Origin of the sequence: Pseudoalteromonas sp. SR45-5 (assembly GCF_014163565.1) — a bacterium.
GTDB lineage: Bacteria > Pseudomonadota > Gammaproteobacteria > Enterobacterales > Alteromonadaceae > Pseudoalteromonas > Pseudoalteromonas distincta.
In genome coordinates, this window is sequence record NZ_JACJDN010000059.1 from 1 (window position 1) to 10,788 (window position 10,788).

Below are 10,788 nucleotides of genomic sequence, written 5' to 3' on the forward strand. Positions count from 1 at the left end.
ACAAAAGCGATTCAGGCAACCTTTGCTGATGATAAACACGACTACCCATCTACTCAACCTGGTTATGGTTTTGCAGGTTGGATGACCGATAGCAGCCAAGTGCTTGCTTATAGTAAATACGATATTTGGGCGTTTGATGTAAAAACTAAGCAAGCTAAACGCCTAACTAATGGTAAGCAAAGCAATACGCAGTACCGTGCTATTAAGCTTGATAAAACCCAAGTGGGCTTTAAAAAAGGCGATACATTACTTGTCTCTGCTATTAACTTACAAACTAAACAAAGTGAAGTTGCAAAGCTCGACTTAACCACTAACACACTAACTAAGGTGCTTAGCGGTAATAAACGCTTTGATATGGTTAAAAAAGCCAAAAAGGCTGACAAGTACTTATTTACCTCGCAAACTTATAGCCAATTTCCTGATTACTACCAAACAGATTTTAGCTTTAGTTCACCAAAACAAGTGACCACCCTAAACCCACAAATTAGTAATTTTGCCTGGGGCGAAAAGCCAGAACTAATAAGCTATAAAGGCTTTGACGGTGAAGATTTACAAGGTGTACTAATAAAACCAGCGGGATATAAAAAAGGCGATAAAGTACCTGTGGTTGTGTATTTTTACCGTTACATGAGCCAGCGTATGTTTGATTTTCCAAAAATGGAATTAAACCATCGCCCTAATTTCCCTATGTTTACCTCAAACGGTTATGCGGTATTTTTACCTGACATTCGTTTTGAAATAGGTCACCCTGGTAAATCGTCAACGCAAACCATGATCAACGCCACCCAAAAATTAATAGATTTAGGCATAGCCGACCCAGATAAAATAGGCTTACAAGGTCACTCTTGGGCAGGCTATCAAAGTGCGTTTATGATAACCCAAACAGATATGTTTAAAGCGGTTGTATCTGGCGCGCCAGTATCAAACATGACAAGTGCTTACAGTGGCATACGTTTAAAATCGGGTCTTGCTCGTCAGTTTCAATACGAAACAGGGCAAAGCCGTATAGGTAAAAACTTATTTGAAGCACCAGAGCTGTACATAGAAAACTCACCGGTGTTTTTTGCAGATAAAGTAAATACCCCTATTTTAATTATGTTTGGCGATAAAGACGATGCAGTGCCTTGGCACGAAGGCGTGCAGTACTACTTAGCGCTTCGCCGCGCAGGTAAAGATGCAACCTTTTTACAATACGAAGGTGAACCACACCACTTGAAAAAGTTTCCTAATCAGGTCGATTTTTCAGTGCGTATGATGCAGTACTTTGATCATTACTTAAAAGGCAAACCTGCTGCTAAGTGGATGACACAAGGCGAAGCATTCGTTGAAGAGTAAATAACCCACACAAAAAAGCCGATATTACATAAAACAATATCGGCTTTTTCGTTTTTAAAATGTGTATTTCTTATACCAATTCGCTTAATTAAATAAGCTATTCTGAGGCTGGAAAAACGTGTTGATAGCTAGGCAAAAAATTCGATATTTAGTTGTTCTCGGCAATTGCTCCTGCATTGCTCTACCTTCTGCATCCATGCAGTCGTAAAGGAGAATTTTTTAACGCAGGTAGCGACACGTTTAGCCCCGCAAAATGATTAAGTATTATTGCGGATTGGTATTAAGCTACAAACACAACTCTCTAAATGGCAATGTGGCTGCGCCAATTGATACCGGAAAATTATCAATATTAGATACCACCAGCTTTGGCATAGGGCGTTTAGCGCCACGTCTAAATTGTGCATAAACCTCAGTTCGTGCAATAACTTTTTCAGCCAACTCTTTTGGAATATGGCCACCAATAATAATCGCTTCAGCATCTAATAATGCAGAGCAACAGGTTGCCACTAAATCAAATGAGTCTTGAACTTTAAACAGCCACTCTTCAACACCTGGCCAATCGGGGTCAAAGTTGTCATGCAGGTCGTAAATAGAAGTAACCGCTACGCCATTTTTTTTCAAAATACGTTTTAGTAATTCAAGATTGGGGTGGGCATATAATTTTGGCGGTAGCATGTCGCCAAGCTCACCTGCGTTTCCGTATGTACCGCGCAGTACGTCGCCATTATTTACAATACCACCACCAAATGCGGCCGACACAAACATATAAACAAAGTTTTTATACTCGCGTCCAATACCAGCAACACCCTCGCCTGCGGCTGCGCCTGTAGCATCGTTAACAACCCAAGTAGGGAGTTGAAAATGCTGCGACACAATATCGATAATATCAACCTGCGACCACTCTTCAAGCATATGGTGGGTATTCATTTTCCCATCCATTGAGCTAAAAAAGCCAGAGATACCCACGCCCATTCCCAGTACTTTTTCACTTGGAATGTCACGCTCAGCGCTTATATCTTCTACCAGCTTTTGTGCACATTTAAGCACATTATTAATGCTCATATCCGACATTAGCTGCATATGGGTGTAAACCACCTTCCCCGTAAAATCCATTACAGCAAGCGAAATAGCATCAAGCAAAATAGCTAAGCCAAAGGTAAATCCGTAATCGGGATTAAGGGCAATGCCAAACCCAGGCTTACCTTTTTTATTAGGAATTAGCGTATCAGTTTGTACAATTACACCGTGTTGGGTTAGCGACTTAAGTAAACGCGACACAGTTTGCTGTGGAATACGAGTTGCGCTCACAATATGACTTTGGGTTACGCACTTTTCCCAAAACACCACTTTTATAATATCGCGCTCAATATCTTGAAATAGCTTTTCGCCTTTTCCAAGCTCAAAACCAGAGCGTAATAAGTTACTGTTGTTTAACGAAAACATAGGTATTAACCCTAACAAAATTGGAGCACAAGATTACGTGAAACCATTATAAAGAACAAGTGGGCAAACTGCGCCTACTTAATCACTATCACTCTAAAATCATTCACATTTGTGTTAGTTGGCCCAGTAATAATTAAATCATCAATGGCTTTAAAAAACTGATGGCTATTATGACCTTCTAACTGTGCGTGTAAGTTTTCGCCAGCGTCTTGTGCGCGAGCAATTGTACTGCTATTTATATACGCACCCGCTACATCTTTACTACCATCTACACCATCGGTATCACAAGCCAGTGCGTAAATACCCGCTTCGCCATTAAGTGCCTCAGCCAACGCCATTAAGTATTCTTGATTGGGCCCGCCATCGCCATAAATATCAGCAACGGTTACGGTAAGCTCGCCACCAGAGAACAACATAACGCGCTTGCCTTGGGCTTTTTGATCAAGAGCGATAGCCGCATGTTGCTTTGCAACCTCTTTAGCCTCGCCTTGAATATCATACCCTAGTACCTGAGTTTCCCAGCCTTGATGCTGTGCAACACCTATTGCGCTATCAATAGCATGCTGCGCATTTGCAACAATAAAGTACTCCCCCACGGTGTCAGCAACTCGTTCTTGCTCTGGTTTTAATAAATGCGCTTCAACCTCTGCTATTACCGGCCAATTGTACTTTTGTAAAATAGCCAGTGCATCGGCTTTGGTACTGCCATCGCTAATAGTAGGGCCTGATGCTATATCACTTGGTTTGTCCCCTACTACATCTGAAATAATGAGCGTAACGTAATCCGACTTAGCGGCCTGCGCTAACTTACCGCCTTTAACAAGTGACAACTGCTTACGCACTACATTTATTTCATCAACGCTTGCACCACTTCTAAGTAAAAACTGATTAAGCTTTTGCTTTTGTGAAAAAGGCACATCATCAACAGGTAGGCACATCAACGACGAGCCGCCTCCCGAAATAATAAACAAAATAGGAATATCAGCCGGATTATTTTTTACAAGCTCCAATAACTCTTTGCCAGCTGCTAAGCTGTTATCGTCTGGTGTTGGGTGGTTTGCACTAAGCACTTTAATTCGCCCAGTATCGCCGCTACTTTCGTAGCCATAACGCGTTACCACTGCGCCAAAACATTTATCACCATAAAAGCGATTAACTTCGGCAGCCATTTCAGCGGCGGCTTTACCCGCCCCTACTACACACAAACCTTTGCTTGCATCTATATTTTCTAAATACTTACTCATGCAAGCACTTGGTTTACAGGCATTTACCGCAGTGGTAAATAAATCAATTAAAAACGACTTTTTAGAATCCATTAGTCACAGCTCACGAAAAAATTGAAGGAATAGCTAAACAAATTAATATCATCACAACAAACATGCTAAGTAGCATAACGATATCTTTGCCAGTTAAAATTGAGTTTGATACGGTCTCGGCATTTTGTACTTTTGTGACTTCGTTTACCTCTCTTGGAATTAAACGACTCGTAACATAAATAATCACCGCAGCGCTTACAAAACCAATAAAGTTCCACCAAAACCAAAAAACATCTGGCGCAAATACCGACACCAACAAATTAATTAATACACCACTAATTAAGCCAATATTGGCATGCAATGCAGCACTGCGTTTACTTAATACAGCAACTAAAAATACCGCCAGTATTGGGCCATAAAATAACGAGCCGACTTTGTTAATAGCTTCAATAATGGTCGGCGCAATGTCACCGGCAAAAAGTGATAGTACTAAGGTAATTGCGCCCCATGCTAAACCTAAGTATTTAGCTAACTTTAAGTAAGATGGTTGGTCTAGCTCTTTATTAGATATACGGCTGTAATCTTCAATACTTACCGCCGAAAGTGAATTAATTGCAGAGCTAAGTGACGACATCGCTGCCGACAAAATAGCGACAACCAATAAACCAATTAAGCCATGCGGTAGGTAATCTAAAATAAATATAGGCATCATCCAATCAGGGTTATCTGCTGGAATTTTTGCTAAAAATTCAGGGTTACTCATTGCCAGAGTGCCAACAATTAAACCCGACACGCAATATAAAATAGTAATAGGGAAGCGCACTACACCATTTGCTAAAATCATGTAGCGTAGGTTTTTAGGATCTTTTGCACTGAGCGCACGTTGCGCTTGTGTTTGGTCACACCCATAGTAAGAAGCGTAAAGTACCACACCACCAAAAATCATCGGTAAAAAGCCAAAGCCATCACCACTAAAACCAAATGAATCAAACTTAATCGCTTCTAATCGGCTCGAATCAACATTGGCAATAAAGGTATCAACCCCACCTAAGTGATATAGCCCAAATCCAATACAAGCAATAGTACCCAGTACAATGATGATCATTTGAATTGCATCACCGTACACTACAGCTTTCATCCCACCTTGCAGTGAATACAAAACGGTTATAACACCCGTTAATACAATAGCTTGCCATGCTTCTATTCCCATGGTGCCTTGTAAAATAAGCGATACCGCGTAGATCATAATGCCGGTGGCAAACGCACGGCTAAATTGAAACACCACACTAATAAGCACACGGGTTGAGCGGCCAAAGCGCATCTCTAGATAGTCGTAAATACTAACAATGCCGCTTTTATAAAGCTTGGGTAAAATAGTCGCTAAAATTAAAATCATCGCCAGCGGAACACCCAACTCATACGAGAGCCATTGCATACCACCGCCTTCACGCAAACCAACAAATGCAGGAGCCGAAATAAAGCTAATAGCCGAAAGCTGAGTGGCCATTACCGACAAAGCCAAAGGTTTCCAACCTAAGCTTTTACCCCCTAAAAAGTAATCACTTTTATTGGTTTGTTCGCGTAGCATAAATCCCATTACCAATAAGGCACCAAGATAAAGAGCAACTATTGAAAAATCTAATATATTCATAATTTATTCGCGTATTCACAATATGAAAACACTGCGCCTTTTCAAAATTAAAATACCAAACGGCTACCTGCCCTTACCTTTTTGAATAAACGAGCCTAGTCAAAAAGATAAACCTGTAGCTAACTTAGCTGAAAAATGCATCACAATGCAAAAAGCCTATTAACCCCAAAGTGAGTTAATAGGCATAAAGCATTTATTTAAAAGTCGTATTTAACTCTTAAAGTAACGCGTCGTGGGAGAATTGGGCGACCTACAAAGTATGGGTTATCTGCCGTTTGGCTGTTACCTAGACGAGGCGAACCTTCAGTAACACCGTCAGAATCAAACAGGTTAAATACCCCAACGCTTAAGCGTACTGTTTGCTCTGGTGCAACTTGCCAGTTATAGCCTGCATCAAATCTAAATAAGTGGAATGAATCAAGTTCTACCGAGTTTGAGTCATTTGCAAAGTTTTTACCGGTAAAGTTATGGTAAATCGATGCATCCCAGTTATCTGCGGTGTAGCTAATAGATGAGTTAAATAATATTTTTGGTTTACGACGTAATTCGTTACCAATAATAGAAGGGTCTGAGTCAAATTCAGTAAATTCGTGATCGGTATAGGTCATGTTGGCATCAACAGTCCACTCATCGGTAATATCGTAACGACCAGTAAGCTCAACACCCGTTGCTTTAGTTGATTGCATAACTGGCAGCTCTAATACGCCTCCATTACCATCATTTACAAAGTCTACGCTGCGTCTGTCTTTTAAGTCAGTTCTAAATAACGCAATGCTGCCGCTAAAGTCGTTATCAAAAAACTTAACACCTAGCTCGCCTTGCTCAACAATTTCGGCTTCGTAGCTGGCAGGCTCGCCTAAATCATTAAACTGAATACCTCTAATTTCTGGGAAGAAAAACCCGCGAGATGCATTGGCATATACATTTAAATTATCAGTTAAGCGATATAACGCCGCCCCTGATACAGCAAATTCAGACGTGTCGACTTCGCCGTAAGTCATTACACCACTGCCCGTAGTGTTAACTTGTAAGTTAGGTGCAAGCGTTGGATCATCTGAAATCTGAACTACTTGGCTGCCTTCACGACTAATTTTGCCTTCAATTTCTTCGTAGCGAACACCAAAGTCAAAAATCCAATCGTCACTTTCCATTTGATCCGCTACGTACAATGCTCTGCGGGTAGCGCTAATGGTTTGGTTAGTATAAGAAATGCCTGGGCCACTAATACCATTTTGAGTGTACTGAACCTCATCGCCATTAACATCGGTATACGTTAAGTCGATTAAGCGAGGGTTGTTATTAAACTCACCTAAGTAAGTTGTAATAACGTTATCGTCGTCGGCTTCACTGTGCGAGAAAAATGTACCGACTGTAATATCATGGCTAAAATCACCTACAAAAATACTTTTGATGATATTAAATTCTGCAGAAAAATCTTCAGCTGGGCGGTCGCGGTCTAAAATACGGTTAGCAAATAGTAAGTCATCACTTGCAAGTGCGACACCTGAATTAACATAAGAAAACTCAGCACCGCTTGCATCACCTAGCCCTCTGTTAGCTAAGAAGTCGCCTTGGCTTTCAGGTACATTAATAATACCGTCGCCGTCTAAAAATAAATTAAATTCGTGTTGGTATTTAGCGTATTTACTGCGCATATTAATGGCAAAATCGTTAGCGAGTTCTTTTTCAAACACTACTGAAATAGAGCCACCTTTAGTAACTACACCATCGCTGATTGGCGATTCATAACGACCATTTGCTGTATCGTACGTTAAGTTAGATACTTGCGCCGTTTGCAGTGATTCGACTTCACGACCATCGTTACCAATTAAGCGCTCGCGGCTGTCGCCATCAAGTGGAATAGGTAAGTAAAACTGAGCTTGGTCGTCAATGTACTGTCCGTAAACAGTAAATGAGCCAGAGCCATCATTAAATTCTTTACGAATATTACCACGCAACTGTGTACCTTTAGTCTCAAGGCCTGTATCTAAAGGGCCCTCGTCGTAACGGTAAAAACCAGAAAGCGCATAATATAAGCCGTCTTCGTTAAGTGGACCGCTCGTTGCAAAATCTAAGCGAGTACGCCCTTGGTCAGAAAGCTCCATTTGTACGGTACTTTGCGGATCATCACTGCCCGTTTTAGAAATATAGTTAATAATGCCGGCCACAGAACCTTGGCCAAATAAATTAGATACACCACCACGCACAAACTCTACGCGCTCAATACCCAAATCATTACGGTAATACACATCAAACGCCGATGAGTTTAAACCAAAAACACTCAAACTAGGTGAACCGTCGTACGACAGTGGCGTAAACTGAAACTGACCCGATGAAGGTAAGCCTCTTACTTGTAGGTTAGTAGCGACTTCACCGCCACCGCCTTCTACTTTAATACCCGGAATATAGCGAAGCACATCCGCTTGGCTACTTGAAGACAGCTTTACCAGCTCGTCTTCACTAATAGATGTTACTGATTGTGGAGTGTCTGAAATAACACGCCCTTTACTGGTACCAGAGACGATAATACGCTCAACGTTGTTAGCTTTTTTTGCTGTATCTGGTGCAGCTTCTTCTGCTGCATAAGCGCCCTGTGCGAGGCATAAAGATACAATAGAGGCGATCGTTGTTTTATTCACGGGTATTCTCCAATTGTGCTAGTTGTCTGTGTGTATTTACTTAGAGTGTGGCTAAGCAAAGCCGAAATAATCAAGTAAACATGTTAGTTTTTTGTTACTTCGAACAGGATTTAAGCACAGAAAAAAAACATTTACAACCCATAATGAGTGCTTTAATATTATCCAAATCGGAAATAACACACAAAGAGCACCCAATATGACTACTATAAACAGCGGTAAAATTGACTCAGCAACGGCTTCATCGCTTGCAGACCTTGCTACTAAAACACTTATAGCAAACGACTTAGGTGGCTATACAGTACCAACACATGGCCTATACCCGTTTCAGTGGAACTGGGATTCAGCCATTACAGCGCTAGGCTGGATGAAATCAGACGAAAGCCGCGCATGGCAAGAAATTGATGTGTTATTTTCAGGCCAATGGGATGATGGCATGGTGCCGCACATCTTGTTTCATAAAGATTCTAATACTTATTTTCCTGGTCCTGACGTATGGGGTTCGGATAAAAAAATTAAAAGTACATCTATTTCACAGCCGCCAGTAGTCGCCACCGTAATGAAAGAAATGCTTGCCAGCGCGAAAGATAAAGCACTTGCAGAACAAAAAGTTAAAGCGTTATTTTCACAAGTAGTTGATTATCATTTATGGTGGTACAACGACCGAGATCCTGAAAAAACAGGTTTAGTAGTAACCTACCACCCGTGGGAATCGGGCATGGATAACAGCCCATCGTGGGATGATGCTCTTCATGCTGTGCCATGTGTAGATTGGGAATATACGCGCCGTGATACAAGTCATGTAGATTCTTCTCAGCGTCCACATAAAAGTGAATACGACCGATTTTTATACCTTGTAGACTTTTTCAAACGTAACAACTTTGACAGCAAAGTAATCTACGAAACCTGTCCGTACAAAATGAATGACCTAGGTATTATTGCTATTTTGCACCGTGCAACCAAAGATTTACTCAAAATGGGTGAACAGCTTGGCTTAAACGATGCTCGCACTGATTACCTAGCACAGCGTTTACAAATAACAGAGCAAGCCATAAATACTTTATGGTGTGAACAAAGCCAGTACTTTTACTGCAGAGATGTATTAACTAACAGCTTGGCTAAAGTTAAAACATCAGCCGCGCTATTAACTGTATATGCAGGTTTAACAAGCGATGAGCAAACTAAAATAATTAATACAGCCACCGAAGATTTTATTGAGTCAAGCCAGTTTAGTGTGGCTTCTACTCACCCTAAAGAGGAAAAATACGAGCCACAACGCTACTGGCGTGGCCCGATTTGGTTACACATCAACTGGATGATAGCCATAGGCCTTAAAGAAGCAGGCTTTGCAACAACGGCTGACAAAATTCAAGATGACACTCGCAACCTAGTTGTTAAGTCAGGCTACTACGAATATTTTAACCCAGAAACAGGTGCAGGCTGTGGTGGTAAAGATTTCTCGTGGACAGCTGCAATTGCATTACATTGGCTACTTGACTAATAACTAAGGCAAGATCATGAAACACACAATATGCTTTGGTGAAGTACTGGTTGATTTACTTTCAAATAAATTGAGCCAAAACAGCAACGAACACGAAGCGTTTACAAAGTTTGCAGGCGGTGCGCCTGCAAACGTAAGCGTTGCTATTGCAAAGCTAGGCGGTAATGCCTACTTTGCAGGAATGCTAAGCACTGATAGCTTTGGCGACTTTTTACATAATGCATTAAAAGAGCAAGGTGTAAAAACCGACTTTATGCGTTTTACCAACCAAGCAAAAACAGCTCTCGCGTTTGTATCACTCGATAACGATGGCGATCGCACGTTTGAGTTTTACCGTGATAACACCGCCGATTTGCACTTTAGTAACGATGACTTTAGTCGCGAATGGTTTGAGCAATGCGATATTTTTCATATTTGCTCAAACACATTAACCGACAAAAACATCAGAAACACCACCGCTTACGGTGTTAAATTTGCAAAACAAAATAACTCAATTGTGAGCTTTGATATTAACTTGCGCCTCAATTTATGGCCAAGCGATGCCAACCCTCGCGAGCATATTTTACCGTTATTAAAAGACTGCTCAATTATTAAAGCCTCAAAAGAAGAGCTTGAATACTTAGCGGGTGAGCAATCGAGCGATGAGTTTATTGCCCAAACACTTAATAACGGTTGTGAGCTATTTGTAGTTACCGATGCAGGCAACCCTATGCATTGGTATACAAAAAATGCCAAGCAAACGCTTCACCCTAAAAAGGTTACTATGGTTGATGCCACCGCTGCAGGAGATGCGTTTGTAGGTGGACTGCTGTATCAACTAGGCTTACAAAACCTAACACCCAGCTCTTTTAGCGAGCTTTGCAACACGCCCGAAACACTAACAACTATTTTTGAATTTGCTTCGTTATGTGGTGCCCATGCCGCATCTTACAAAGGGGCATTTAACTCCCTACCTAACCAAAAGTC

At 41.2% G+C, this 10,788-nt stretch carries 7 protein-coding genes; 3 read left to right on the plus strand and 4 right to left on the minus strand.

Annotation, left to right across the window (positions count from 1 at the left end):
• A partial coding sequence (locus tag H5072_RS04040; RefSeq protein ID WP_182692780.1) for a S9 family peptidase occupies positions 1-1,335 on the plus strand: 1,335 nt, incomplete at its 5' end.
• 285 nt (positions 1,336-1,620) lie between these two features.
• Here the strand turns inward: H5072_RS04040 and H5072_RS04045 are convergent.
• The 4 genes from H5072_RS04045 to H5072_RS21460 all read right to left on the minus strand — a co-directional run bounded on the left by H5072_RS04045 (position 1,621) and on the right by H5072_RS21460 (position 8,324).
• Positions 1,621-2,778 carry an ROK family transcriptional regulator gene (locus H5072_RS04045; protein WP_002957728.1) on the minus strand — a complete coding sequence of 386 codons (1,158 nt, stop codon included), beginning with the start codon at positions 2,776-2,778 and terminating at the stop codon, positions 1,621-1,623.
• Positions 2,779-2,852: 74 nt separating this feature from the next.
• On the minus strand, positions 2,853-4,094 hold the full coding sequence (locus tag H5072_RS04050; protein ID WP_182692781.1) for a glycerate kinase: 1,242 nt from the start codon (positions 4,092-4,094) through the stop codon (positions 2,853-2,855).
• Positions 4,095-4,104: 10 nt separating this feature from the next.
• Positions 4,105-5,685: a sodium:solute symporter gene (locus tag H5072_RS04055; protein ID WP_182692782.1), complete on the minus strand. Its 1,581-nt coding sequence runs from the start codon at positions 5,683-5,685 to the stop codon at positions 4,105-4,107.
• A 197-nt stretch (positions 5,686-5,882) separates the two neighbouring features.
• The gene (locus H5072_RS21460) at positions 5,883-8,324 is read right to left on the minus strand and encodes a TonB-dependent receptor domain-containing protein (protein WP_182692783.1); all 2,442 of its coding nucleotides are present in this window, start codon (positions 8,322-8,324) and stop codon (positions 5,883-5,885) included.
• 196 nt (positions 8,325-8,520) lie between these two features.
• Between H5072_RS21460 and H5072_RS04065 the strand changes: the two genes are divergently transcribed.
• Both H5072_RS04065 and H5072_RS04070 read left to right on the plus strand, forming a co-directional pair.
• Entirely contained in the window at positions 8,521-9,822 is a 1,302-nt protein-coding gene (locus tag H5072_RS04065) for an MGH1-like glycoside hydrolase domain-containing protein (RefSeq protein WP_182692784.1), read from the plus strand.
• Positions 9,823-9,838: 16 nt separating this feature from the next.
• Positions 9,839-10,788, plus strand: a 950-nt coding sequence (locus H5072_RS04070; RefSeq protein WP_182692785.1) for a carbohydrate kinase, incomplete at its 3' end; no start/stop codon positions are given.